At 69.0% G+C, this 25,431-nt stretch carries 24 protein-coding genes; 12 read left to right on the top strand and 12 right to left on the bottom strand.

Annotated features, from left to right (window positions below; all coding sequences use genetic code 11):
- Positions 1 to 38: 38 nt before the first annotated feature.
- Positions 39 to 1,292, top strand: a complete 1,254-nt coding sequence (locus tag KF892_17685; GenBank protein MBX3626855.1) for an HD domain-containing protein — start codon at positions 39 to 41, stop codon at positions 1,290 to 1,292.
- Here KF892_17685 and KF892_17690 read toward each other — a convergent pair.
- From KF892_17690 to KF892_17700, 3 genes are all read right to left on the bottom strand, one after another.
- Entirely contained in the window at positions 1,289 to 3,355 is a 2,067-nt protein-coding gene (locus KF892_17690) for a primosomal protein N' (protein ID MBX3626856.1), read from the bottom strand. The two genes, KF892_17685 and KF892_17690, sit on opposite strands and share 4 nt — an antisense overlap.
- Before the next feature lie 367 nt (positions 3,356 to 3,722).
- The gene (gene hemE / locus KF892_17695) at positions 3,723 to 4,805 is read right to left on the bottom strand and encodes a uroporphyrinogen decarboxylase (protein ID MBX3626857.1); all 1,083 of its coding nucleotides are present in this window, start codon (positions 4,803 to 4,805) and stop codon (positions 3,723 to 3,725) included.
- A 40-nt stretch (positions 4,806 to 4,845) separates the two neighbouring features.
- Positions 4,846 to 5,217, bottom strand: coding sequence for a hypothetical protein (locus tag KF892_17700; protein MBX3626858.1), 372 nt, complete (start codon positions 5,215 to 5,217; stop codon positions 4,846 to 4,848).
- A gap of 137 nt (positions 5,218 to 5,354) precedes the next feature.
- Between KF892_17700 and cysK the strand changes: the two genes are divergently transcribed.
- Genes cysK through creC form a run of 3 tightly spaced genes read left to right on the top strand, consistent with a single transcriptional unit; the run spans position 5,355 to position 8,406 of the window.
- Positions 5,355 to 6,275, top strand: a complete 921-nt coding sequence (gene cysK, locus KF892_17705) for a cysteine synthase A (GenBank protein MBX3626859.1) — start codon at positions 5,355 to 5,357, stop codon at positions 6,273 to 6,275.
- The gene (gene creB / locus KF892_17710; protein ID MBX3626860.1) at positions 6,272 to 6,979 is read left to right on the top strand and encodes a two-component system response regulator CreB; all 708 of its coding nucleotides are present in this window, start codon (positions 6,272 to 6,274) and stop codon (positions 6,977 to 6,979) included. Before cysK ends, creB begins: the two co-directional genes overlap by 4 nt.
- Positions 6,976 to 8,406: a two-component system sensor histidine kinase CreC gene (gene creC / locus KF892_17715; GenBank protein ID MBX3626861.1), complete on the top strand. Its 1,431-nt coding sequence runs from the start codon at positions 6,976 to 6,978 to the stop codon at positions 8,404 to 8,406. Before creB ends, creC begins: the two co-directional genes overlap by 4 nt.
- A gap of 13 nt (positions 8,407 to 8,419) precedes the next feature.
- Here creC and KF892_17720 read toward each other — a convergent pair whose 3' ends face one another.
- Positions 8,420 to 8,644 carry a DUF1161 domain-containing protein gene (locus tag KF892_17720; protein ID MBX3626862.1) on the bottom strand — a complete coding sequence of 75 codons (225 nt, stop codon included), beginning with the start codon at positions 8,642 to 8,644 and terminating at the stop codon, positions 8,420 to 8,422.
- Positions 8,645 to 8,802: 158 nt separating this feature from the next.
- Here KF892_17720 and KF892_17725 point away from each other — a divergent pair, with 158 nt between their 5' ends.
- The 4 genes from KF892_17725 to KF892_17740 are packed head-to-tail and all read left to right on the top strand — an operon-like array spanning position 8,803 to position 13,494.
- Positions 8,803 to 10,848, top strand: coding sequence for a VWA domain-containing protein (locus KF892_17725; protein MBX3626863.1), 2,046 nt, complete (start codon positions 8,803 to 8,805; stop codon positions 10,846 to 10,848).
- Between the two features lie 3 nt (positions 10,849 to 10,851).
- Positions 10,852 to 11,691, top strand: coding sequence for an exosortase Q (gene xrtQ, locus KF892_17730; protein MBX3626864.1), 840 nt, complete (start codon positions 10,852 to 10,854; stop codon positions 11,689 to 11,691).
- Positions 11,678 to 12,205, top strand: coding sequence for a hypothetical protein (locus KF892_17735; GenBank protein MBX3626865.1), 528 nt, complete (start codon positions 11,678 to 11,680; stop codon positions 12,203 to 12,205). The genes xrtQ and KF892_17735 overlap by 14 nt, the downstream gene beginning before the upstream one ends.
- Entirely contained in the window at positions 12,202 to 13,494 is a 1,293-nt protein-coding gene (locus KF892_17740) for a transglycosylase domain-containing protein (protein ID MBX3626866.1), read from the top strand. Before KF892_17735 ends, KF892_17740 begins: the two co-directional genes overlap by 4 nt.
- Here the strand turns inward: KF892_17740 and KF892_17745 are convergent.
- Positions 13,445 to 14,239 (bottom strand): hypothetical protein, encoded by a 795-nt coding sequence (locus tag KF892_17745; protein MBX3626867.1) that lies wholly within the window; start codon positions 14,237 to 14,239, stop codon positions 13,445 to 13,447. The genes KF892_17740 and KF892_17745 overlap by 50 nt on opposite strands.
- A 94-nt stretch (positions 14,240 to 14,333) precedes the next feature.
- Between KF892_17745 and KF892_17750 the strand changes: the two genes are divergently transcribed.
- The 4 genes from KF892_17750 to KF892_17765 are packed head-to-tail and all read left to right on the top strand — an operon-like array spanning position 14,334 to position 16,950.
- Positions 14,334 to 14,945 carry a LemA family protein gene (locus KF892_17750; GenBank protein MBX3626868.1) on the top strand — a complete coding sequence of 204 codons (612 nt, stop codon included), beginning with the start codon at positions 14,334 to 14,336 and terminating at the stop codon, positions 14,943 to 14,945.
- Between the two features lie 10 nt (positions 14,946 to 14,955).
- Positions 14,956 to 15,834: a TPM domain-containing protein gene (locus KF892_17755; GenBank protein MBX3626869.1), complete on the top strand. Its 879-nt coding sequence runs from the start codon at positions 14,956 to 14,958 to the stop codon at positions 15,832 to 15,834.
- Position 15,835: 1 nt separating this feature from the next.
- A complete protein-coding gene (locus tag KF892_17760) occupies positions 15,836 to 16,342 on the top strand; it encodes a TPM domain-containing protein (GenBank protein MBX3626870.1) in 507 nt (168 codons plus the stop codon).
- A 35-nt stretch (positions 16,343 to 16,377) separates the two neighbouring features.
- Entirely contained in the window at positions 16,378 to 16,950 is a 573-nt protein-coding gene (locus tag KF892_17765; GenBank protein MBX3626871.1) for a DUF3617 domain-containing protein, read from the top strand.
- Positions 16,951 to 16,957: 7 nt separating this feature from the next.
- On the opposite strand, the gene KF892_17770 is transcribed toward KF892_17765, so the two are convergent.
- The 7 genes from KF892_17770 to atpA all read right to left on the bottom strand — a co-directional run bounded on the left by KF892_17770 (position 16,958) and on the right by atpA (position 25,415).
- Complete coding sequence (locus KF892_17770; protein ID MBX3626872.1) at positions 16,958 to 19,096, bottom strand: hypothetical protein; 2,139 nt, start codon at positions 19,094 to 19,096, stop codon at positions 16,958 to 16,960.
- A complete protein-coding gene (locus tag KF892_17775; protein ID MBX3626873.1) occupies positions 19,093 to 19,791 on the bottom strand; it encodes a pectate lyase in 699 nt (232 codons plus the stop codon). The genes KF892_17770 and KF892_17775 overlap by 4 nt, the downstream gene beginning before the upstream one ends.
- A gap of 33 nt (positions 19,792 to 19,824) precedes the next feature.
- Entirely contained in the window at positions 19,825 to 20,778 is a 954-nt protein-coding gene (locus KF892_17780) for a glycoside hydrolase family 43 protein (protein ID MBX3626874.1), read from the bottom strand.
- Between the two features lie 288 nt (positions 20,779 to 21,066).
- Positions 21,067 to 21,483 (bottom strand): F0F1 ATP synthase subunit epsilon, encoded by a 417-nt coding sequence (locus KF892_17785; protein MBX3626875.1) that lies wholly within the window; start codon positions 21,481 to 21,483, stop codon positions 21,067 to 21,069.
- Positions 21,484 to 21,526: 43 nt separating this feature from the next.
- Positions 21,527 to 22,939 carry a F0F1 ATP synthase subunit beta gene (gene atpD, locus KF892_17790; GenBank protein ID MBX3626876.1) on the bottom strand — a complete coding sequence of 471 codons (1,413 nt, stop codon included), beginning with the start codon at positions 22,937 to 22,939 and terminating at the stop codon, positions 21,527 to 21,529.
- Between the two features lie 33 nt (positions 22,940 to 22,972).
- Entirely contained in the window at positions 22,973 to 23,842 is an 870-nt protein-coding gene (gene atpG, locus KF892_17795; GenBank protein ID MBX3626877.1) for a F0F1 ATP synthase subunit gamma, read from the bottom strand.
- Between the two features lie 19 nt (positions 23,843 to 23,861).
- Positions 23,862 to 25,415, bottom strand: a complete 1,554-nt coding sequence (gene atpA, locus KF892_17800) for a F0F1 ATP synthase subunit alpha (GenBank protein MBX3626878.1) — start codon at positions 25,413 to 25,415, stop codon at positions 23,862 to 23,864.
- Between the last annotated feature and the right edge of the window lie 16 nt (positions 25,416 to 25,431).

The following is a 25,431-nucleotide window of genomic DNA, read 5'->3' on the forward strand; positions in this document are numbered from 1 at the left end:
CCTTTACGATGGGCTGCCCCTCCACCCCCTGACGCGCGATGAGCAGCAGCAGCGAGACCGACCTCGACCAGGCCAACCCGCACGCCCTTGCCGCCATCGTCGAAGCCAGTGCCAAGCGCACCATCGTCGCGTCGGACGACATCCTCGACGAGCGCGGCGTCAAGCTCTGGGCGCGTGGCCAGCCGGTGTCCGAATCGCTGCAGCAGCGCCTGCTCGAACGCAAGCTCAAGCAGCCGCTGGAGGCCACGCTCGAAGCGGCCGATGGCGTCAACGGGCAGGAACTGAAGCAGGCGCTCGAGCACTTCCTCGGCTCCGGGCAGGCGCTGGCGCGGGGGCTGCAGGCCTGGGCCGGCCCGCTGCGCGCGGCGGTGGCCGAGCTCAAGCTGCAGTCCGTCGCGCAGCTCCTCCTGACCGCGGCGCAGGCCGCACGGCCCGGCATCTACGAGCACGCGGTGCGCGGCATGGCGCTCTCGGGCGCGATGGCGCTGGCCGCCAAGGGCGACCGGGCCCAGGTCGAGCTGGCGCTGATGGGCGGCCTGCTGCACGACCTGGGCGAGATGTACGTCAACCCCGACTACCTCGACCCGCAGCAGCCGCTCGACATCACCGGTTACCGCCACCTCGCCGTGCACCCGCGCACCGGCGCCATGCTGCTCACGCGCCTGGCCAAGTACCCGCCGGCCCTGGCGCGCGGCGTGGCCGAGCACCACGAGCGGCTCGATGGCAGCGGCTACCCGGGCCGCCTGCTGGGCAACGCCCTCTCGCCGCTCGGGCGCCAGCTGGCGGTGGTGGAGGTGGTGCTGGGCGTGATGGCGCAGGGCGACGCGCCCTGGGCGCGGGCGAGTTTTGCGCTGCGCATGGTGCCGGGCGAGTTCGACGGGCATGCGGTGGGTTTCATCACCCGCTGCGCCCGCGAGGTGGGCGAGCCGCGGCCCGAGCCGGACGAGCTGGCCCTGCACGGGCTGCACCTGGTCGACGGCCACCTCGGGGCGGCGCTCGCGCTGGCCGACGAGCTGGAGCGCTCGCCCTCGTCGGCCGCCGCCGTGCGCGCCGTGGCGGGGCGGGCCGGCCACCTGCTCTTCCGTCTGCGCACCGGCTGGAACGAGATGGGCCTGTGGGCCGCGGAGACGACCGACGCCTCGGGCGAGGCGAAGGTCGAGATGAGCTTCGCCGGGCGCGAGCTGGCCTACCGCATGCGCTTCATCCGGCGCGAGTGCCTGTGGGCGGAGAAGGAGCTCGGCCACGCCGATGCGGCGGCACTCGCGCCGCTGTGGGCAGGCCTCGACCTTTAGATCGCCAAAGGGTCGACGTCCAAGGCCCAGCGCAGCACGCCCTTGTGCTGCGACTTCAAGCGCGTGAGTTCGTCGACCCAGGGCCTGAGCACCCGTTGCAGGGTGCCGCGCGCGGAAGACTCCACCAGCATCTGCATGCGCTCCACGTTCGCCACGCGGGCGATGTGGTGCGGCACGGGTGGGTAGATCAACAACTCGTTGGCGCCGGGGATCTGCTCGGCCAGTGACGCGGCGGCCTGCAGGAACTCACGCGCCGCCTGTGCCGTGCGCGCCTCCGCACGCAGCAGCGCGAGGTGGCTGAAGGGCGGCAGTCCGGCCATGCTGCGCTCCTTCAGCTGGCTGTCGGCGAAGGCCTTGAAGTCGTGGCGCTGCAGCGCGGCGTAGAGCGGGTGCGTGGGGTGCCAGGTCTGCACCACCATCTCGCTGCGGTCGGCCTGTGATGCGTCGCGCCCGGCGCGGCCGGCGGCCTGCATCAAGAGCGCGAAGAGCCGCTCGGGCGCGCGGAAGTCGCTGCTGAAGAGTGCGTTGTCGGGGCTCACCGCGGCCACCAGCGTGATGCGGCGGAAGTCGTGGCCCTTGGCCACCATCTGCGTGCCGACCAGCACGTCGACATCCCCCGCGTGCACGGCCGAGAGCTGCGCTTCGAGCGCACCCTTGGTCTTGGTGCTGTCGGCATCGATGCGGGCCACGCGGGCGCCGGGCAGGGCTTCGGCGAGCTGCTCTTCCAGCCGCTCGGTGCCGCGGCCGAGCGGGGCGATGTCGAGGTTGCCGCAGTCGGGGCAGGCGCGCGGCACGGCCTGGGTGAAGCCGCAGTGGTGGCAGCGCAGCGTGCGGTCGACCTTGTGGAAGACGCGCCAGGCGCTGCAGTGCGGGCAGTCGCTCTTCCAGCCGCAGGCGCCGCAGTGCAGCACCGGCGCGTAGCCGCGGCGGTTGAGGAAGACGAGGCTTTGCTCACCGCGCTCGACCCGCTTGGCCAGCGCCGACACGAGCTGGGGCGAGAGCAGCGTGGTCACACCCGGCGCCTTGGGCAGCAGGTTCATGTCGACCAGGCGCACGGCGGGCAGGGCGCCATTGCCCACCCGGTGGGCGAGCGTGAGCCGCTCGTAGCGGCCCTGCTCGGCGCGCTGCCAGCTCTCGAGCGAGGGGGTGGCCGAGCCGAGCACGACGCAGGCGCCCTCGAGCTTGCCGCGGTAGACCGCCAGGTCGCGCGCCGAATAACGGGCGCCTTCCTGCTGCTTGTACGACGGGTCGTGTTCCTCGTCGACCACGATCAGCCCGAGCCGCGGCAAGGGGGCGAACACCGCCATGCGCGTGCCCAGCACCAGGTCGGCCAGGCCCAGGTGGGCGGCGAGCCAGTTCTTCAGGCGCTGGGCCGGGGTGAGGCCGCTGTGCAGCGAGACGATGCGTTTGGGCGCCGGGCCGCTGCCGAAGCGTTCGGCAAAACGCGCTTCGAGCTGCGGCGTGAGGTTGATCTCGGGCACCAGCACCAGCACCTGGCGGCCGGCGGCCAATGCGTCTTCGGCGGCGCGCAGGTAGACCTCGGTCTTGCCGCTGCCGGTGAGGCCGTGCAGCAGCACCACGGGCGCCTGGCCCGGCGTGCTGAGTTCGGCCAGGCGGGCCAGGGCGGCGGCCTGGTCGGGCGTGAGCTCGGGGCGGGCCGGTGCGGGGCCAGCTGGCGGCACGGCCCAGGCCTTGCGCAGGCGGGCCACCCGCTGGGCCAGTTGGGCGTCGTCGAGCTTGCGCAGCTCGGGCGGCAGCACCGACAGCGCCACCTCGCCCAGGCCGCGCTGGTAATACGACGCGGCGAAATCCACCAGCTCGCACCAGCGGGCCGAGAGCGGCGGCACGGCGTCGAGCACGGCGGCCACTGGCTTCAAGGCGACCGAGGGTGCGGGGTCGGCGTCGCCCGGCCAGACGATGCCGGTCACTTCACGGCGGCCCAGGGGCGCACGCACCAGGGTTCCGGGTGAGAGCGGGCGCTCGCTCAGGTAGTCGAGCGCGCCCCCCAGGCCGCTGTGCTGAGGGGCGTCGACGGCCACACGAACGGGCAGGCGGTCATCCATCGGAGGGAGCGTCGGAAAGCAAAGACCTTGTTAGGAATGATTCCTAAGTGGCTGATTTTTCAGCTCTTTTGAAAGTTTCCACGACTCTTGTGGATAACTTTGTGGGGAACCTGCCAAAAATGACGCTAGAGCCTTGATTTTCGGGCCTTCGCGCTGCGTTGCTCACTTTCGAAGCAAATCGCAGCTCCAATGAAATCAAGGACTTAGCAACCTAATCAGAAATACTGATGGTGCGCTGCGGCGGTCTTGTCCTACTGGGGGACCGTTCGCGGTTTTGGGGATAAGTCAAGCCCTGAGTGCTCGCTCACCGGGAAAGCACTGCCGGCCGTTCCAGAAAGATGCAACCAACTGCAACCGAAGCCGGAGGCTATCGGTGCAGGCTGGGCGAGTGCTCGTGCACCGCGTCGACCAGGGCCGCCACGCTTTCCGGAGGTGTGTGCTGGCTGATGCCGTGGCCGAGGTTGAAGATGTGGCCGACCGGGCGGTAGTCGGCCTTCCAGGGGCCGAAGCTGTCGAGCGTCTTGATGACCTCGGCGCGCACCTGGTCGGGCGAGGCGAAGAGCACCGCCGGGTCGAGGTTGCCCTGCAGCGCGGTGAACTGGCCGATGCGTTTGCGCGCCGAGGCGAGGCTCACCGTCCAGTCGAGGCCGACCACGTCGCAGCCCAGGGCGGCGATCTCTTCCAGCCAACCGCCGCCACCCTTTGTGAAGACGATGTGCGGGATGCGCCGGCCTTCGTGCTCGCGCTTCACCTGCGCCAGCGCGCGGCGGGTGTAGTCGAGGCTGAACGATTGGAAGGCGCCGTCGGCCAGCACGCCGCCCCAGCTGTCGAACACCATCACCGCCTGGGCGCCGGCGTCGATCTGGGCGTTGAGGTAGGCGGCGACCGCGTCGGCGTTGACCGCGAGCATCTTGTGCAGCAGGTCGGGCCGGCTGTAGAGCATGGTCTTGACCAGCCGGTAGTCGTCGGAGCCGGCGCCTTCGACCATGTAGCAGGCGAGCGTCCAGGGGCTGCCCGAGAAGCCGATCAGCGGCACCCGGCCGTTGAGGGCCTTGCGGATGGAGGTGACGGCGTCGAAGACGTAGCGCAGCTTGTCCAGGTCGGGCACGGCGAGCTGGGCGACGGCGGCTTCGTCGCGCACCGGGTGGGCGAACTTCGGGCCTTCGCCCATCGCGAAGCTCAAGCCCAGGCCCATCGCGTCGGGGATGGTGAGGATGTCGCTGAAGAGGATGGCCGCGTCGAGCTTGTAGCGCTCGAGCGGCTGCAGCGTGACCTCGGTGGCGAAGTCGGTGTTGGTCGCCAGGCCCATGAAGCTGCCGGCCTTGGCGCGGGTGGCGCGGTACTCCGGCAGGTAGCGGCCGGCCTGGCGCATGAGCCAGACGGGCGTGTGGTCGGTGGGCTGGCGCAGGCAGGCGCGCAGGAAGCTGTCGTTTTGGAGGGGGGCGAACATGCGGCGATTGTCGCAGGCCCCCCCGGGGCGGCGACCTGCCCTACTTCAAGCTGCCGCTGAACGTGCCCTTGCCGATCGTGCCCATGTCGGTGGTGCCTTCGACCTTCTTGCCGCTGACCTTGCCGGTGTAGGTGATGGGGCCGTTGCCCGAGTTGTAGCGGAGGGTCAGCACATCGCCCTTGAGCGTGCCGGTCACATCGGCCGAGCCGAAGGCGCCCTGGTAGGTGCCGCTGACCTTTTCGCCGTCCTGCTTGAGCACGAAAGTGGGGTTGCCACTGCCGGCGGGGGTGGTGACCGACATGTTCCAGGTGCCGCTCACGTTGGTGGCCCACGCGGCGAGGGTCGCGAGGGTCAGGCCGGTGCCGGCCAGTGCGCGGCGGATGAACCGTCCGGTTTGGATCTTCTTGAACATGTGTGTCTCTCTCCTTGAGGGGTGAATCAATCAAGCCGCCCTGGGCCAGGTGCAAACGGTGGGCGACGCCTATCATTGAACGCTCTCCGGCACGGGCACCCGTTCCGTACCGCGCAACCCACCCACAGGAGACTGACATGCTGGCCCAGAACGTCCTGCAGACCATCGGCAACACGCCGCACATCCGCATCAACCGCCTGTTCGGCAACACGCACAGCGTGTACGTGAAGAGCGAGCGTGCCAACCCCGGCGGCTCGATCAAGGACCGCATCGCGCTGTCGATGATCGAGGCGGCCGAAGCCAGCGGCACCTTGAAGGCCGGCGGCACCATCGTCGAGCCGACCTCGGGCAACACCGGCGTGGGGCTTGCGATGGTGGCGGCCGTCAAGGGCTACAAGCTGGTCCTCGTGATGCCCGAGAGCATGAGCGTCGAGCGCCGCCGCCTGATGCTCGCCTACGGCGCGAGCTTCGTGCTCACGCCGCGCGAGAAAGGCATGAACGGCGCCATCGCCAAGGCCACCGAGATCGTGGCCGCCACGCCCGGCGCTTGGATGCCGCAGCAGTTCGACAACGCGGCCAACATCGACGTGCACGTGCGCACCACCGCCCAGGAGATCGCGGCCGACTTCCCCGGTGGCGTCGACGTGCTGATCACCGGCGTGGGCACCGGCGGCCACATCACCGGCTGCGCCAAGGTGTTGAAGGGCCTGTGGCCGAAGCTCAAGGTGTTCGCGGTCGAGCCCACCGCCTCGCCCGTGATCAGCGGCGGCAAGCCGAGCCCGCACCCGATCCAGGGCATCGGCGCCGGCTTCATCCCGAAGAACCTGCACACCGACCTGCTCGACGGCGTGATCCAGGTCGAGGCCGAGGCGGCCAAGGAGATGGCCCGCCGCTCGGCGCGCGAAGAGGGGCTGCTGGTGGGCATCTCGTCGGGCGCCACACTGGCCGCGATCTCGCAGAAGCTGCCCGACATTGCGAAGGGCGCGACCGTGCTCGGCTTCAACTACGACACCGGCGAGCGCTATCTCTCCATCGAAGGTTTCCTGCCCAACGAATGAAGCCGAGGGTTCTGATCGTCGAGGACGAACCCGGCATCGCCGACACGCTGCAGTACGCGTTGCGGACGGATGGTTTCGAGCCGAGTTGGGCGGCGACGGGTGAAGAGGCCGTCGCCCAGTTCAAGGCCCAGCCGCCTGCGCTCGTGATCCTCGACGTCGGCCTGCCCGACACCAGCGGCTTCGAAGTCTTCAAGCGCCTGCGCGAGGTGGCCGACGTGCCGGTGGTCTTCCTCACCGCACGCAGCGACGAGATCGACCGTGTGGTGGGGCTGGAGCTCGGCGCCGACGACTACGTGGCCAAGCCCTTCTCGCCGCGCGAGCTGGTGGCGCGGGTGCGCTCCATCCTGCGGCGCAGTGCCAAGGCGGCCGCGGCTCCCGCTGCAGCGGCGGCATTGCCGCTGGTGGTGGACGAGGGCAAGCGCCAGATCCGCTTCTACGGCAAGCCGCTCGAACTCTCGCGCTACGAGTTCGGCCTGGTGCAGACGCTTGCCTCACGCCCCGGCCATGTGTTCAGCCGCGACACGTTGCTCGCGCGTGTGTGGGGTGACGACACCGAGAGCCTCGACCGGACGGTCGACGCGCATGTGAAGACCGTGCGCGCCAAGATGAAGCTCGTCGCACCCACGTTGGAGCCCATCCGCACGCACCGCGGCAGCGGCTACGCGCTCGCCGAAGATCTGCCTCCCACGCCCCCCTCTTCGTGACGAAGAGAACCCGGATCTTCCTCGGCATCCTGCTGGCCTACGCGATCGGCGTCGGCCTCCTGATGTACCGCCAGCTGCAGGACATCGACCCGCGCTACCGCGAGTCCGCCGAGGAGAACCTCGTCGAAACAGCGCAGCTGATGGCCACCCTGCTCGAAGGCAGCTCGCGCGACGGCACGCTGCAGGTCGACGCGCTTGGCCCCGTCTTCCAGGCGCTCTACGCGCGCCGCTTCAAGGCCGACATCTACGGCTTCGAGAAGACCCGTGTCGAGCTGCGCATGACGGTGGTCGACCGCGGTGGCACGGTGGTGTTCGACTCCACCAACCGCTTCCTCGGCGCCGACCACTCGCTGTGGCGCGACATCCGCCGTGCGCTGCAAGGCGAGTACGGCGCCCGCACCACGCCCGACGTGGAAGGCGATGCCCAAAGCGCGGTGATGTACGTGGCGGTGCCCATCCGTGTGGGCGGCGCCATCGTCGGTGCGGTGAGCGTGGGCAAGCCGGTGCAGAGCTTCGGCCAGTTCGTGCAGGCGGCACGGCGCAAGACGCTCCTGGTTGGCACCACCTCGGTGGTGGCGGTGCTGCTGCTGGTGGTGATCCTGTCGGTGTGGCTGGTGCGCCCGTTCGGCGTGGTGGCCGACTACGTGCGCTACGTGAAGGCGCAGCGCAGCTTCAGCCTGCCGCGGCTCACGCGGCGTGCGCTGAAGGCCATCGGCGCGGCGTATGACGAGATGCGCGATGCCCTCGCCGGCCGCAACTATGTGGCCGACTACGTGCAGACGCTCACGCACGAAGTGAAGAGCCCGCTCTCGGCCATCCGCGGCGCGGCCGAGCTGCTGCAGGAGCCGATGCCCGATGCCGACCGCGCGCGCTTCGTGGCCAACATCGCGCGCGAAACGCAGCGCATCCAGGAGCTGGTCGACCGCATGATGGAGCTGACGGCGCTCGAATCGCGCCGCACGCTCGACGCGCCGGTGGCCGTGCCCTTGCGCACGCTGCTGCAGGAGCTGGTGGTGAGTGTGCAGCCGGCCGCCGCCGCGCGTGGCCTGCGGGTGGTGCTGGAGGAGGGCGATGACGCCACCGTGCAGGGCGACGCCTTCCTGCTGCAGCGCGCGGTGTCGAACCTGGTCGACAACGCGCTCGACTTCTCACCCGCCGGCGGCACCGTCACGCTGGCGCTGAAACGCCAGCACCAGCACGCCGAGATCACCGTGCGTGACCACGGCCCGGGCATTCCCGACTACGCCGAAGACAAAGTGTTCGAGAAGTTCTATTCGCTGGCGCGCCCGCAGTCGCGCAAGAAGAGCACCGGCCTGGGTCTGCCCTTCGTGAAAGAGATTGCCGAGCTGCACGAAGGCCGGGTGACGCTGCGCAATGGCAGCGACGGTGGTGCCGTGGCCACCGTGACGCTGCCGCTGGCCGGTTGAGACGCGCGATCGTTTACTTCTTGCTGTAGACGATCTTCTTCTTGCCGCCGTCGCAGCTGCCCACCACCTTGGCGTCGCCCACCTTGTCGGTGTCGACGATGTCGAGCTGGTAGCCGGCGACCTTCTTCTCGTCGAGCTTGGCGGCGATCTCCGACTTCAGCTCGTCGCAGGGCTTGCTGGCGGCGAACGAGGGGGCGGCGAGGGCCAGCAGGGCGGCCGACAGGATCAGGTGCTTCATCAATCTCTCCTCCGGGTTGAACGAGGCGCCAGTATCGCGGCTGTCGTGCGGTTCACGCAGTCTTCACACAGCCGCTTTCAGGCTTCAAACCGGCTTCGAGCACGGCGCCGATCCTCTTCGCACCACCACCGCCCGGTGGCTTGCCCAGGAGAGGATCCATGTCACGCCCGCTCATCCCCTATCAACCGCTCAGTCGCACCGGCCGTGTGCTGTGGTGCATGGCCCTTGCGCTCTTCTCGGCGCTCTTGATGCTGTTCTGGTCGCCGGCCCACGCCGACGATTCGGAAGCGCTCAAGGCCGAGAGCCCGTATTTCGCCGTCAACAGCAGCGAGCCCGGCACCGACCGGCTGCCGCTCAAGTCGACCTCGGTCGACGTGAAGATCGCCGGCGTGATCGCCGACGTCACGGTGACGCAGCACTACCGCAACGAAGGCCAGCGGCCGATCGAGGCGCGGTATGTGTTCCCGGGCTCGACGCAGGCGGCCGTCTACGCGATGAAGGTGACGCTCGGCGAGCGGGTGCTCACCGCCCGCATCAAGGAAAAGGAAGCGGCGCGCATCGAGTACCAGGCCGCCAAGCGCGAGGGCAAGACGAGCGCGCTGCTCGAGCAGCGCCGGCCCAACGTCTTCGAGATGAAGGTGGCCAACATCCTGCCCGGCGACGACGTGGCGGTGGAGCTGCGCTACACCGAGCTGCTGCGCCCGACCGACGCGCAATACGCGTTCGTCTTCCCGACGGTGGTGGGCCCGCGCTACAACAGCCCGGCCGCTGCGGCCGACAACGGCGGGGCCGTCGGCGGTGCGTACCTGAAGCAAGGTGTCGCGTCGAACGCGTCGTTCGCCTTGCGGGTGTCGCTCGACACGCCGCTCGTGGTGAAGGAGGTCGCCTCGCCCTCGCACGAGGTGATGGTCGATGGCCTCGGCAGCACGCATGCCGCGGTTTCGCTCAAACCCACCGACAAGCCGGCGAACAACCGCGACTTCACCCTGAACTACCGCTTGGCCGGAGACCGCATCGAGTCGGGCCTGGTGCTCTACCGTGGGGAGGGCGAGGGCGACGAGAACTTCTTCCTCGCAATGGTCGAGCCGCCGAAGGCGGTGGCGCCGCGCCAGATCAACCCGCGCGACTACATCTTCGTGGTCGACATCTCGGGCTCGATGCACGGCTACCCGCTGGACACCGCCAAGGTGCTGCTGCGCAACCTGATCGGCAGCCTGCGCCCGAGCGACACCTTCAACGTGATGCTCTTCTCCGGCAGCAGCCGCATGCTCTCGCCCGCCTCGGTGCCGGCCACGCGCGCCAACATCGATCAGGCCATCCGCACGATCCACGAAATGGGCGGTGGCGGCAGCACCGAGATCGTGCCCGCGCTCAAGCGCGTGGCCGCGCTGCCCAAGGCCGAGGAGGTGTCGCGCAGCGTGATCTTCGTGACCGACGGCTACGTGAGCGTCGAGGCCGAGGTGTTCCGCCTCATCCGCCAGAACCTCAACCAGTTCAACGTGTTCTCGTTCGGCATCGGCACGAGCGTGAACCGCCATCTCATCGAAGGCATGGCGCGCGCCGGCCAGGGCGAGGCCTTCATCGTGACCAAGCCCGAGCAGGCCGCCGCGCAGGCCGAGCGCTTGCGCCGCATCATCGAGGCGCCGGTGCTCACGCAGGTGAAGGCCTCGTTCGAAGGCCTCGACACCTATGACGTGGAGCCGCTGCAACTGCCCGACGTGCTGGGCGGCCGCCCGGTGGTGGTGATGGGCAAGTGGCGTGGCGCGTGGGAGGGCCGCTTCGTCATCGAAGGCCGTGCCGCCGATGGCCCCTACCGCCAGGTCCTCACTGCCGCGCCAAACGGCCGGGGCCCCTCGGCGCTGCGCCAGCTGTGGGCGCGCCAGCGCATCGCCGCCTTGAGCGACCAGGAGGCGCTGGAAGGCGGCAGCACGCAGAAGGCGCAGATCACCGAGCTCGGCCTCACCTACAGCCTGCTCACGCAGTACACGAGCTTCATCGCCGTCGACCAGCGGGTGCGCAACCCCAACCCCGCGCAGACTCCGCAGGTCGACCAGCCCTCGCCGCTGCCCGAAGGCGTGAGCGACCAGGCCATCGGCGCCGAAGTGCCGAGCACGCCGGAGCCGGGCGCACTTGCCGCGCTGCTGGTCGTGCTCGGCGTGGTCGTGGCCGGCGTGTGGCCCTCGCGTCGCCGCCGCAAGGAGTGAACGATGGCCACCGCAATCGCACTGCATCCGCTGGCGCGTTGGCAGACGCGTTTCGAGACCGTGTCGCCCCTCGCCTGGCTGGGGCTGCACGCCGCCGCCCTGTGGCCGCACTGGCGTTGGGCCGGTGCGCGGCTCGCCGACGGGTCGGACGACCCGCTGGGCGTGGCGGCGCTGGTGGCGCTGCTGGTCTGGGTCGTGCGGCGCGAGCCGCTCCTGCGGGGCGCACCACGCCAGGGCTGGGTCTACGCCGCCGCGGCCTTGACGGCACTGGCCACGCTCGCGCTCTTCCACCTGCCGCCCCTGCTCGGCGCGGTGTTGGCCGTGCTGTCGCTCGCCACGGCCTTGCGCAGCGTGATGCCCTCGGGCCAGCCCTGGCTGCCGGTGGCGGGCCTCGCCGTGCTGGCCTTGCCGGTGGTGTCGTCGCTGCAGTTCTATGCGGGCTACCCGCTGCGGGTGGTCACCGCGGAGATCAGCACCTGGGTGCTGCAGCTCGCCGGCCTGGCCGCCGAGCGCAGCGGCACCACGATGATCGTGCAGGGTCGCCAGGTGATCGTCGATGCGCCGTGCTCCGGCGTGCAGATGGTGTGGATGGCGTACTTCTGTGCTTGCGTGGTGGCGGCCTTCAGCGGCCTGCGCGACCGCGCGATGCTGGCGCGCCTGCCGGCCGTCGGCGCGCTGGTGCTCGTGGGCAATGTGCTGCGCAACAGCGTGCTGGTGGCGCTGGAAGCGCAGCAGTCGCAGGTGTCCGATGCGGTGCATCAAGGTGTGGGCCTCGTGGTGCTGGTGGCGGTATGTGCCGGTGTCGTGGGGGTGATGCGGGGAGGCCGCGATGCGCAGGACTGAACCCGGGCTCGCCCGACTCGGCATCGTGCTGGGCCTCACAGCGTGTGCGCTCGCGCCGCTGGGGCGTGAGGCCGATGCCGGCGCGCGTGCCAGCGTGGCGGCTCCCGAGTGGCCGGTGGCGTGGGAAGGGCGCCCGCTGCGACCGCTCGCGCTGGGCGCCTTCGAGGCCCGCTTTGCCGAGCGTTTCCCCGGCCACATCGCGCGCATGACCGACGGCGAGCACACGCTGGTCTTGCGCGAGGTGCGCGAGCCCACGCGCATGCTGCACCCGGCAGCCGATTGCTACCGCGCGATCGGCTATTCGATCGCCGACACGCGGCTGGAGCGTGATGGTCAATCGCAGCTGTGGCGCTGCTTCGTCGCCGAACGCGACGGGCAGCGGCTGCGCGTGTGCGAACGCATCGTCGATGCGAAGGGCGAGGCGTTCACCGATGCGTCGAGCTGGTTCTGGGCGGCGGCGCTCGGCCAATCCACCGGCCCATGGCGGGCCGTCACCGTGGCGAGGGCGTTGTGAAGACCTTTCTGAAATGGCTGATCGGGGTGTCGTGCGCGCTGCTCGTGGGCGTGGCGCTGGCGGTGTTCTTCATCCTGCGGGCCCTGCAGCCGGCGCCGGGCGAGTGGACACGCACGGTGCAACTCGGGCCGTTCGAGCGCGAGCTGAGCATGCCGGCCCTGCTGCGCATCGCGAGCCACCCCTTCACCCTGCGCCTGATGGAAGGCCGCGCGTTCCGCACGCCCTACGGCACGGTGCACTGGCAGGCGGTCAATGCGCCCAACACCTGGCGCGCGGTGTGTGCGCCCTGCACGCTGCCGGTGGGCGGGCTCGGGCGTGAGCCGCTGCGGCTGTCGCGGGTGGAGCTCACCGTCGTGCCCGACATGGAGATGAACCTGCAAGGCCACTTCGCGCTCGGCGAGGGGAAAGAGCCGCTGCAAGGGCGCTGGTCGTCGCGCATCGAGCGGCAGCAGCTGGTGCTGCAGTTCCGCATCGTCGACGAGCCGGCGGTGCGGGCGTTCGCGCTCTTCCAGCGCGACATCCCCGAGTTCCACCATGCCCGCATCGAAGGGCGGGTGAATGTGAAGGCGCAATGGCGCTGGCCGTCGCACGCGTGGGAGATCAAGCCCCGGCTCGATGGCCTGCAGGTCTCGGGCTTGGGCACCGAGGCCTTGCTCAACGCCCAGCCGGCCTGCGGCGACGCGGTGACCGATTTCGGCCCCTGGCTGCCACGCGCCGTGATCGCCGCCGAAGACCAGCGCTACTACGAGCACCCCGGCTACGACCTGCAGGAGATCGTGGCGGCCTGGTTCGGCAACCAGCGCCACGAGGGGGCGACCGCGGGCGGCAGCACCGTCTCGCAGCAGCTCGCCAAGCTGCTCTACACCGGCGATAGCCGCCACCACAGCCGCAAGCTGCGCGAGCTGCTGTATGCGGTGGAGATCGACCGCACGCTCGGCAAGGCGCGGCAACTGAACCTCTATCTGTCGCTCGCGCCCTGGGGCGACGGCCAGTGCGGTGCGCAGGCGGCGTCACGCCACTTCTTCCGCAAGCCGGCCGACCAGCTCACGCCAGTCGAAGCGGTGTGGCTCGCGACGCTTTTGCACAACCCCGACCGCGAACTCGCGCAGATGGGCCGCCACGGCGAGGCGAACAAGGCGCGCGTGGCCTGGGTGGCCGATCAGCTGCGGCCGGTGTCGCGCCGCGAGCGCGAAGCCCTGGTGAAGGAGGCCGCGCGCTGGCGCCCACCGCCACCGGCGCTCAGGGTGGCGATGGCGGTGGCGGCGTCGCAGGCCGCGCAGGGGCGCTGAGGTTTCCGGCCAGCCATTCGTCGGCCACGGCCGCGGCGTTGCGGGCCTGGCTCGCGTCCCACATCAGCTCGGGCGGCACCACGCGTGTGCCGGGGGCCGACTGCGGCAGCACCGCCGCCAGCCGCGCCGCGAACGCGGCCACCTTGGCGGCCCGCACCGGCCGCTGCCGCTCGGGCACCATCATCTGCAGCTGCGAGAGCATCCAGTGCGCGAGGCGCTGGGCGGGGTTCTCGTGCTGCACACGATCGGGCGCCTGCGCCGAGCGCACGAAGACCAGGTGCTCGAAGCCGAGCGCCGCCACGGCCTGTTCGTCGAGGCTCGCGAGGCCACGTTTCAGCGCCTCGGGCAGCATGGCCTGCGTGTGCGGCATCACGATCAGCAGGTGGCGCACGCCGCGCGCGTGCAACTGCGCGGCAAGCTCGGGCAAGTGCTCGGGCTGCGGCCGGTAGAACACCAGCTCGCGGCCGTTGACGCCGCGCTCGCGGTCGAACACCACGACGGCGGTCGGTGCGAGTGGCGTGTCGTCGTGCTCGCGCCATGCGAGCGTGTGCAGGCCGCGCAGCCCGGTCTGCAGCGGCTGGGTGGTGAACACGCTCACCTGCGCGTGGCGCCGAGCGGCGAGCAGCTGTTCGAGCAGCGCCGAGCCGAGGGCGCCGGCGCCGCCGCACACCAGCACGCGCGGGCCCGCCGCGGCGCGCGGCATGGGTGCGTGGCCGGCACGCAGGGCTTCGTGGAGCAACGACATGCGGGCGAGTATCCCTGCCCCTTGAATTGCCGAGCGCGCCCCGCATCTGGTGCGCCGGGGTAGCATCGCCCCGCCTCGGCTTCTAGGACACACGATGACGACCAAACGACTCTGGCTTGCCGCGTTCGCTCTTGCTGCCACCCTGGGCCTCAGCGGCTGCGGCTACAACGACTTCCAGCGCCTTGACGAGCAGACCAAGGCCGCCTGGTCGGAAGTGCTGAACCAGTACCAGCGCCGCGCCGACCTCATCCCCAACATCGTGGCCACGGTGAAGGGCGAGGCCAACTTCGAGCAGGAGACGCTCACCAAGGTGGTGGAAGCACGCGCCAAGGCGACGAGCATCCAGGTCACGCCCGAGACGCTCAACAACCCCGAGGCCTTCAACAAGTTCCAGCAGGCCCAGGGCGAGCTGAGCAGCGCGCTGAGCCGCCTGCTGGTGGTGAGCGAGAACTACCCGAACCTGAAGGCCAACCAGGGCTTCCAGGACCTGCGCGTGCAGCTCGAAGGCACCGAGAACCGCATCACCGTGGCACGCAACCGCTACATCAAGGCCGTGGCCGACTACAACGTGCTCGCGCGCAGCTTCCCGAGCAACCTGACGGCGATGGTCTTCAACTACGACCCCAAGCCGAACTTCACCGTGCAGAACGAGGCGCAGATCTCCACGCCGCCGGCGGTGAACTTCGACAAGCCGGCCTCGAAGTAAGCGGCCTGTGATGCGCCAGGCCTTGGCGTGGCTCTTCGTCCTGCTGCTGGCAGCGGTGTCGCCGCTGCACGCGCAGGACGTGCAGCCCGTGCCGCCGCTGTCGGGCCGCGTGATCGACCAGACCGGCACGCTCACGCCGGCGCAGGTGCAGGCGCTGACCGCCAAGCTCGAAGGCATCGAGCGCCAGCGTGGCTCGCAGCTCGTGGTGCTGATGGTCGCGAGCACGCAGCCGGAAGACATCGCCGCCTATGCGCAACGTGTGGGCGACGCGTGGAAGATCGGCCGCCGCGACGTGGGCGACGGGCTGCTCATCGTCGTCGCGAAGAACGACCGCAAGGTGCGCATCGAGGTGGCCAAGGCGCTCGAAGGGGCGGTGCCCGATCTCGCGGCCAAGCAGATCATCAACGACCGCATCACGCCGGCGTTTCGCGCGGGTGATTTCGCGGGTGGCCTCAACGCGGCGGTGGACCGGCTGGCCGAGCGCATCGGCAGCGAAGGGCTGCCCGAGCCGTCGCCGTCGGATCGGGCGCGTGGCAGCAGCGGCTTCGACCTCGAAGACATCGCGATCTTCTTCTTCGTCGGCGTGCCGATTGCGGGCGCCATCCTCACCTCGGTCTTCGGCCGCAAGCTCGGCTCGCTGGCGACCGCAGGCGCGGCGGGTGGCCTCGGCTGGTGGCTCACGACGAGCCTCTTCATCGCCGGTGGCGCGGCACTCGTCGCACTCGTGCTGGTGGGGGTGATGGGCGTCGGCTCGCGGCGAGGCGGCGGCGCGCCCATCATCTGGGGTGGCGGAGGTGGTGGCGGCTGGGGTGGCGGCTCCGACGGCGGTGGCTTCAGCTCGGGTGGTGGCGGTGACTTCGGTGGCGGTGGTGCCTCAGGGGACTGGTGAGATGAATCGCCTTTTTCGCATCCTCAAACACCGATGGCTCGACGAAGCCGATGCCCGCCGCGCCTTGGGCGACGGAACGCTCAAGCGCCTGCAACAGCGTGTCGCGCAAAGCGAGCGCGGCCACAGCGGCGAGATCCGCATCTGCGTGGAAGCGGGCCTGCCCTTGTCATACCTGTGGCGCAACGCCACGCCGCGCGAGCGCGCGGTCACGATGTTCGGCAAGCTGCGCGTGTGGGACACCGAGCACAACAACGGCGTGCTGATCTACCTGCTGCTGGCCGAGCATGCGATCGAGATCGTGGCCGACCGCGGGCTCAACCGGCATGTGAGCGCCGAGCAGTGGCGTGGCCTCACCAAGGGCATGGCCGAGGCCTTCCGCCGCGGTGACTACGAGGGCGGCCTCAACGCGGCGGTCGACGCGGTGAGCCAGCTGCTCGACCGTCACTTCCCCTGGGCCGGCCCTGAGGCAAATCCCAATGAACTGCCGGACGCGCCTGTGGTCCAGTAGCGGCTGTTCTTCACTCTCAGCCGGAGCGCGCGTCGATGAAAACCAAGAGCCTCATCCGTTGGCGGGTGCTCGGTCTGGTGGCGGCGTGTGCCGCCGTGGCCCATGCGCAGACCGCGCCGCCGATCAAGCCGGGGCTCTGGCAGGTGACGAGCGAGCGCACGATCGATGGGCAGAAGGCGCCCGACATGTCGCAGCAGATGGCCAACATGCCGCCCGAGGCGCGCAAGCAGATGGAAGCCATGATGAAGCAGCGTGGCATGGACATCAGCGGTGGTGTCAACAACATGAAGATGTGCCTCACGCGCGAGCAGCTCGACGAAGGCCGCTGGCGCAGCGACGAAGGCAGCTGCAAGACCGACTTCATCACCCGCACCGCCACGCAGTGGAAGTGGCGCTCGGTGTGCACGCAGCCGCCGAGCGAGAGCGAGGGCGAGGCCAACATCGCGAGCCCCGAGCGCTACACGGTGAAGGTCACCACCGTCAGCCAGCGCAAGGGCGAGCCGCGCAACACCCAGATGACGATGAACGCCAAGTGGCTGGGCGCTGACTGCGGCGATGTGAAGCCACTCGCGCCGCCGCCCAAGCAGGGCAAGCCCACCAAACCCTGAGCCCGGCTCAGGGGAGCCGCTTCAGCCAGATCAAGCGGTCGCCATAGGCCACGAGGTCGCCGCTCGGTGCGTGCCGGGCGATGCCCTTCAGGCGTGCGCGGGTGTGGGTGTCGATGGGGCGCCACGCCAATCCTCCATCGATGGACCGCAGCAGCGTGCCGTCGCGCCCCGCGATCAGCAGCTCGCCGTCGGGCAGCGGCAAGAGGCCGCGCAGGAAGGCCTGGGTGCCCGTCGGCACGGTGGTCCAGGTGAGGCCTCGGTCGGTGGAGCGCAGCAACGTGCCTTGGCCGCCGGTGATGAACCACGCGCCGCTCCCCGGGTCGGCGGTGGCCCGGGCCAGCGGCTGAGCGGTCGGCACCTCGATGCGCTGCCAGTGCAGGCCCGCGTCGGTGCTGCGCAGCACACGGCCGTTGGCCCCGACGAGCAGGGCGATGCCGCTCGCCTGGTCGACGAGGCCGCCGTGCAGGTCGTCGGTGCTGCCGTGGTCGACGCGGGCCCACTGGCGGCCGTCGGTCGAGCGGGTGATGACGCCGCCTTCGCCGAAGGCCAGCAGCGCGCCGCTGCGCGGGTCGGCGAGCACGCCGTGGTAGTTGGCGCTCGTCGCCGCGGGCATCGGCTCGGCGTGCCGGCCCTCGCGCACGCGCAGCATGTGGCCGGCGTTGCCGACGAGGTAGACCGCGCCCGTCGGTGGGTGGGCGACGCTGGCGACGAAGTCCTCGCCTTGTGCCTCGGTGTGGTGATGCCAGCTGCGGCCACCGTCGTGTGTCGCGAGCATCGACGCCTGCCCGCCCGCCACCACGATGGCGCCGCTGGCCGGGTCGAGGCTCGCATCGAAGAGATAGGCCGGCTCGGCGAGCTGGGTCATCACCTGCGGCGTCCAGCGGTGGCCGCCGTCGTCCGACGTGGCCAGCGTGCGCTGGATGCCGAAGGCCATCAGGCGGCCGCTCACCGGGTCGGTGAGCACCTGGTGCACGTACTCCGGCATGCCCTGGCGCACGATCTGCCAGGTGAGGCCGGTGTCGTGCGAGGCGAGCACCAGGCCACCGCGGCCGACGGCGACGAAGGCACCGCTCGCGGCGTCGACTGCCAGGTCTTCGAGGTTTTCCTGTGTGGGCAGGGCGATGCGTTGCCAGCGGCGGCCCTGGTCGGTGGAGCGCATCACGACGCCGCCGTCGCCGGCCGCCACCAGCACCGCTTCGCGTGGATGCGCGGCCAGCGCCGAGAGGTAGTGCTTCGGGCCGCGTTGCACACGCCAGCGCAGGCCGCCGTCGTGCGAACTCGCGAGCAGGCCGGCGTTGCCCACGGCGACCACGGTGCGCCCGTCGGGCGAGGCCCACAGGCGGGCAATGTATTCCGGCACGCCGAGGCTCGTGCGAGACCAGTTCAGGCCGCCATCGGTCGAGCGGAAAAGGCCCCCCTGCGCACTGCCGGCCCACAGTGTGCCGGCGTGTGCGACGAGTGCCGTCAGCGTGTGCCCGGGGTCGAGCGTGCGGTGTTGCCAGCCCTCCGCGTTGTCGGACAAGAGCGAGAGCGCGCCGTGTTCACCCAGGGCGACGAAGTGGCGGCTGCGCGGCTCGTAGGCGACGAGGCCGAGCCCACCGGCGTGGGGCGTAGGAACGGGGCTCCAATGGTCGCCGCCATCGCCCGACTGCACGATGCGCCCGCCCATGCCGACCGCGACCACGCGCTGGCCGCGGGTGTCGGCGGCGATGGCGAGCAGGTCCTGGTCGACGTGTGAGGCGCGGGGCTGCCAGGTCTGGCCCTGGTCATCCGACACCAGCAAGCTGCCCTGGTGGCCCACGGCCACGAGGCGGCCGGTGCCGCCGAGCGGGGTCAGCGCGCGCAGCGTCTCCGGCGTGGCTGTGCGGCCCTCTTGCCACGCCCGCCCGCCATCGGTGCTGCGCCACACGGCGCCATCGGTGCCGGTGGCCCAGACCACGCCGCTCGCGGCGCGCACGTGCTGCAGGTGCGGGTTGGTGACCAGCGCTTCGTAGCGCGCGGCCGGCGGGGCGGCGGTGGCGCTGCGGGGGGCGTCAGACGAGGGCGTGCAGGCGGCGAGCAGGGCCAGCGCGCCGGCGCTCAGCGCGGCGCCGACAAGACACGTGTGTCGTCGGCGCGGGTGGCTCGGTGGGTTGAGTGGGCTCAATAGGCGCTGATGTCGGTCCGGCGCACGTTGCAGGCGGCGGTGCCCCAGCGTTCGCCGAGCTTGGGCGACTCGCTGCCCTTCTGCACACCGCGGTATTCCACACAGACCTGCGGGCTGCCGGCCTTGTAGCCCTTGATCTTGACGGCCCGGATCGTGGCCACGTCGCCGTAGTTGGAGTTCACGCCGACCACCGAGGCGGTGACCTTCTCGAGCTGCACGTTGTTGATGTTGACCTTGCGCGGGCCGCCGTTGCTTTCGCAGTTGCCGCACGAGCGATACAGCTTGCCGATGCTGCCGGTGGTCTTGAAGCTGTCGATGCTGATGGTGCTGCCCTTGCCGTTGTGCTGGAACACCTTGTCGCTCGCGTTGGCGGCCGAGCCGCCGCGGATGCGCATGATCTTGCCGCTGCCGCCCTTCATGGTGGCGGCGTCTTCGCAGACGTCCTGCCAGACCACGTTGTTGATGTTGCAGTTGCCTTCGCAATGCACACCGTCGGCGGCGTTCTTGTTGATGACCACGTTCTGCAGCGTCGCGCCGTCCTTCAGGAGGAAGACGGGCTGCTGGCTCTCCGACGAGCCGTTGCACGAGGTGCCGTAGGTGCGTCCGCCGCCGTCGAAGGTGCCGGTGACGGTGGTGGTGGCGGCTGCGGTGAAGCTCAGCAGGGCGAGTACGGCGGTGAACAGCGTCTTGCGCATGTGTGTCTCCTCAAAGGGGTGGGGCAGGATGGCTCAATAGCTGGGCCAGCCATCGCTGGTCCAGTTGAGGTCGTTGATCAACAGCTTGGGGTTGCCGTTGTCGTTGGCGTCGTAGGCGTGGCGGGCGATCACGCCATTGCTCACGTCCTGGCCGCCGGGGCCTTTCCAGCGCACGTTGCCGGCGTCGAGCACGGTGCCGCCGCCGTCGAGCAGGCGCTTGCCCGACCGGTCGACGTAGGGGCCGGTGACCGAGGTGGAGCGGCCGTAGATCACCTTGTAGGTGCTGTTCACGCCCTGACAGCACTTGTCGATCGACGCGAACAGGTAGTAGTAGCCGTTGCGGTAGGTGATGGCCGGCGCTTCGATGCCGGCGCTGCGCTTGGCGATGGAGATCATCGAACCCGTGGGCTTCATCGTGCTCGGGTTGATGCGCACGATCTTGAGCCCGCTCCAGAACGAGCCGAAGGCGAGCCACGGTGTGCCGGCGGCGTCGACCACGAGGTGCGGGTCGATCGCGTTGTAGTCGTTGGCGCTGGTGCTGCGCAGCACCAGGCCGTTGTCGGTCCACTTGCCGGCGCCGATGCTGGTGGCCGAGGCCAGGCCGATGGCCGAGGTGTTGGAGCCGAAGGTCGAGATCGAGTAGTAGAGCCAGGTCTTGCCGTTGAAGACGTGCACGTCGGGCGCCCACACGTCGTTCGTCTTCTGACCGGGCACGTAGGTCTTCCACCACGACGGAGGCGACAGGAAGATCTGTGGCACGCGGCTCCATTGGCGGCCGGTGCTGTCGGACTTGAGCACCTGGATGCCTTGGCCCGTGCTGAAGGTGTACCAGGCGCTGCCCTCTTTGATGATCGAGGGGTCGTGCACGCCGATGTCGCCGCGCAAGTCCCAGAAAGCGGCCGAGGCGGGCAGGGCGGTCGTGAGAAGGCCCAGGGCCGTGGCCAGGATGCCGGGCGCCATGGCCAGGCGCCGTGAGAGTCGCTGCATGGAAGTCTCCTGTCTTGCTGGCGTGGCAGCACGGGCGGCGCCATCGGTTCCGGTATCACACCGGGATCGGTACATTTAAAAATGCACGATCGTGCACAACAATTCGGGTTACTACGCGGCGAACTGCCTTTTACATGTGCAGATTCGTGCTCTTTGCGCAGCAAAATTCAACAAACGTGCAGTCGAAGATGGTGGCGGGCAGAAAAAAGCCCGCAGCTGCCAAGCAGTGCGGGCTGGATGTCGCGGGCCGTCTCGCAGCGATGCGAGGCCGCCCGGAAGAGTTTGGAGTTATTTCTTGCGGAACTTGCGCAGCGCGGCGATCTGGGCGGCCAGGGCCACCAGTTCGTTCTGGGCCTTGGCGAGGTCGATGTCGCTCTTGGCGTTCTTCAACGCTTCTTCGGCGAGCTTCTTCGCTTCGTTGGCCTTGGCTTCGTCGAGGTCCTTGCCGCGGATGGCGGTGTCGGCCAGCACGGTGACCGTGCCCGGCTGGACTTCGAGGATGCCGCCGGCCACGAACACGAACTCTTCCTGGCCGTTGTCGGCGCGTTCGATGCGGACGGCGCCCGGCTTGATGCGGGTGATCAGGGGCGTGTGGCGCGGGTAGATCCCGAGCTCGCCCAGTTCACCCGGCAGGGCGACGAACTTCGCTTCGCCGGAGAAGATGCTCTCTTCGGCGGAGACGACGTCTACGTGCAGGGTTGCCATGTGGTTTCCTTAAAGGTTGAGAGAGGTCCGGCAAGCACAGGGCTTACTGGATCTTCTTCGCCTTCTCGAACGCCTCGTCGATGGTGCCAACCATGTAGAAGGCCTGCTCGGGCAGCGAGTCACACTCGCCAGCCACGATCATCTTGAAGCCACGGATGGTTTCCTTCAGCGGCACGTACTTGCCGGGCGAGCCGGTGAAGACTTCGGCCACGTGGAAGGGCTGCGACAGGAAACGCTGGATCTTGCGGGCGCGGGCCACGGCCAGCTTGTCTTCCGGGGCCAGTTCGTCCATGCCCAGAATCGCGATGATGTCGCGCAGTTCCTTGTAGCGCTGCAGCGTGCCTTGCACGGCGCGGGCCACGGTGTAGTGCTCTTCGCCGACCACGTTCGGGTCCAGCTGGCGCGAGGTCGAGTCGAGCGGGTCCACGGCGGGGTAGATGCCCAGCGAGGCGATGTCACGCGACAGCACCACGGTCGAGTCCAGGTGGGCGAAGGTGGTGGCAGGCGATGGGTCGGTCAGGTCGTCCGCCGGCACGTACACGGCCTGGATCGAGGTGATCGAGCCAACCTTGGTGGAGGTGATGCGCTCTTGCAGGCGGCCCATTTCTTCGGCCAGCGTCGGCTGGTAACCCACGGCGGAAGGCATGCGGCCCAGCAGTGCCGACACTTCGGTACCGGCCAGCGTGTAGCGGTAGATGTTGTCGACGAAGAAGAGCACGTCACGGCCTTCGTCGCGGAACGACTCGGCGATGGTCAGGCCGGTCAGCGCCACGCGCAGACGGTTGCCCGGGGGTTCGTTCATCTGGCCGTACACCATCGCGACCTTGGAGTTCGCGAGGTTCTCCTGGTCCACGACCTTGGAGTCGGACATCTCGTGATAGAAGTCGTTGCCCTCACGGGTACGTTCGCCCACACCGGCGAACACCGACAGACCCGAGTGGGCCTTGGCGATGTTGTTGATGAGCTCCATCATGTTCACGGTCTTGCCCACGCCGGCGCCGCCGAACAGGCCCACCTTGCCGCCCTTGGCGAACGGGCACACCAGGTCGATCACCTTGATGCCGGTTTCGAGCAGGTCTTGCGAGGGGCTCAGCTCGTCGTATGCGGGCGGCTTGCGGTGGATGGAGGCGGTGAGCTCCTGGCTCACGGGGCCGCGCTCGTCGATGGGCGTGCCCAGCACGTCCATGATGCGGCCAAGGGTGGCCGGGCCGACGGGCACCGAGATCGGTGCGCCGGTGTTCGAGACGGTCAGGCCGCGGCGCAGGCCGTCGGACGAACCCAGTGCAATCGTGCGCACCACGCCGTCGCCCAGCTGCTGCTGCACTTCGAGCGTCAGGGCCGAGCCCTCGAGCTTCAGGGCGTCGTACACCTTGGGCATCGCGTTGCGGGGGAACTCCACGTCCACCACCGCGCCGATGCACTGAACAATCTTGCCTTCTGCTGCAACCGAAGCCATGTTCTTTCCTTTGAATCTAGAAAACTTTTTGCGTCACACCGCGGCCGCACCGGCCACGATTTCCGACAGTTCTTTGGTGATCGCCGCCTGGCGGGTCTTGTTGTAGACCAGCTTCAGCTCGGCAATCACGTTGCCAGCGTTGTCGGTGGCGGACTTCATCGCGACCATGCGCGCCGACTGCTCCGAGGCCATGTTCTCGGCCACGGCCTGGTAGACCAGGGCTTCGGTGTAGCGCACCAGCAGCTCGTCGATCACCGTGGCGGCGTCGGGCTCATAGAGGTAGTCCCAACCGTGGCTGCCCTTGTCGGCAGTCATGCTCTCGGCCGTCAGCGGCAGCAGTTGCTGCACCACCGGCTCCTGCTTCATCGTGTTGATGAAGCGGGTGTAGCAGAGGTACACGGCGGAGAGCTTGCCTTCGGCGTAAGCGTCGAGCAGCACCTTCACCGGGCCGATCAGCTTGTCGAGGTGCGGCTGGTCGCCCAGCTGCGTGGCCTGCGACACCACCTTGGCGCCGATGCGGTTGAGAAAGCCCAGGCCCTTGTTGCCGATGGCCACCGCCTCGCTCTTCTGGCCTGCGGCCTCGAGCTCGCGCAGCTTGCCGGTGACGGCGCGCAGCACGTTGGTGTTGAGGCCGCCGCACAAGCCCTTGTCGGTGGTCACCACGATGAAGCCCGTGGTCTTCGCACCGTCGTTCTTCACCATGAAGGGGTGCTTGTACTCGGGCGTGGCCTGCGAGAGGTTGGCCGCCAGGTTGCGCACCTTCTCGGCGTAGGGGCGTGCATGACGCATGCGGTCCTGTGCCTTGCGCATCTTGGAGGCGGCCACCATCTCCATGGCCTTGGTGATCTTCTTGGTGTTCTCCACCGATTTGATCTTGCCGCGTATTTCCTTGCCTGCTGCCATGTCTGGCTCCTGTCAGGGTTTAGGCGAAGGACTTCTTGAAGGCAGCGACGGCGGTCGACAGTTCGGCTTCGGCGTCCTTGTCGAGTTGCTTGCTGTCCTCGATCTTCTTGAGGAGGGCAGCGTGGCTGGTCTTCAGGAACTGGTGCAGGCCGGCTTCGAACGCGAGGATCTTCTTCACGTCGACGTCGTCCATGAAGCCCTTGTTCACCGCGAACAGCGTCGCGCCCATCAGGCTGATGGACAGCGGCGAGTACTGGGCCTGCTTCAGCAATTCGGTCACGCGGGCGCCGCGGTCGAGCTGCTTGCGGGTGGCTTCGTCGAGGTCCGAGGCGAACTGGGCGAAGGCCGCGAGTTCACGGTACTGCGCCAAGTCGGTACGGATACCGCCGGACTGGCCCTTGATGATCTTCGTCTGGGCCGACGAACCCACGCGCGACACCGAGATACCGGCGTTGATGGCGGGGCGGATGCCGGCGTTGAACAGCGAGGTCTCCAAGAAGATCTGGCCGTCGGTGATCGAGATCACGTTGGTGGGCACGAAGGCCGACACGTCACCGGCTTGCGTTTCGATGATGGGCAGTGCGGTCAACGAACCGGTCTTGCCCTTCACTTCGCCCTTGGTGAAGGCTTCGACGTAGTCGGCGTTCACGCGGGCGGCACGCTCCAGCAGGCGGCTGTGGAGGTAGAACACGTCGCCAGGGTAGGCTTCACGGCCCGGCGGGCGGCGCAGCAGCAGCGAGACCTGGCGATAGGCCACGGCCTGCTTGGACAGGTCGTCGTACACGATCAGCGCGTCTTCGCCGCGGTCGCGGAAGTACTCGCCCATCGTGCAGCCCGAGTAGGCCGACACATACTGCATGGCGGCCGATTCGGCTGCCGACGCGGCCACGACGATGGTGTATTCCATCGCGCCGTTGGCTTCGAGTGCGCGCACCACGTTCTTGATCGACGAGGCCTTCTGGCCGATCGCGACGTAGATGCAGGTCATGTTCTGACCCTTCTGGTTGATGATCGCGTCGATGGCCACGGCGGTCTTGCCGGTCTGGCGGTCGCCGATGATCAGCTCGCGCTGGCCACGGCCGATCGGCACCATCGAGTCGATGGACTTGAGACCGGTCTGCATCGGCTGGTCGACCGACTTACGGGCGATCACGCCCGGGGCGATCTTCTCGATCGGGGCGGTCAGCTTGGCGTTGATCGGGCCCTTGCCGTCGATCGGCTGGCCGAGGGCGTTGACCACGCGGCCCTTGAGTTCGGGGCCGATCGGCACTTCCAGAATGCGGCCGGTGCACTTGACCGTGTCGCCTTCGGAGATGTGCTCGTACTCGCCCAGGATCACGGCGCCGACGGAGTCGCGCTCGAGGTTCAGGGCCAGGCCATAGGTCGGCTGGCCGTCGGAGCCAGCGGGGAATTCCAGCATTTCGCCTTGCATCACGTCGGACAGGCCGTGGATGCGGGTGATGCCGTCGGTCACCGAGACCACGGTGCCCTGGTTGCGAATGTCGGACGAGCCAGCCAGGCCTTCGATGCGGCTCTTGATCAGCTCGGAAATTTCAGCGGGATTCAGTTGCATTGCTTTCTCCGGTCCA

Origin of the sequence: Rhizobacter sp. (assembly GCA_019635355.1) — a bacterium.
Classification (GTDB): Bacteria; Pseudomonadota; Gammaproteobacteria; order Burkholderiales; family Burkholderiaceae_C; genus Rhizobacter.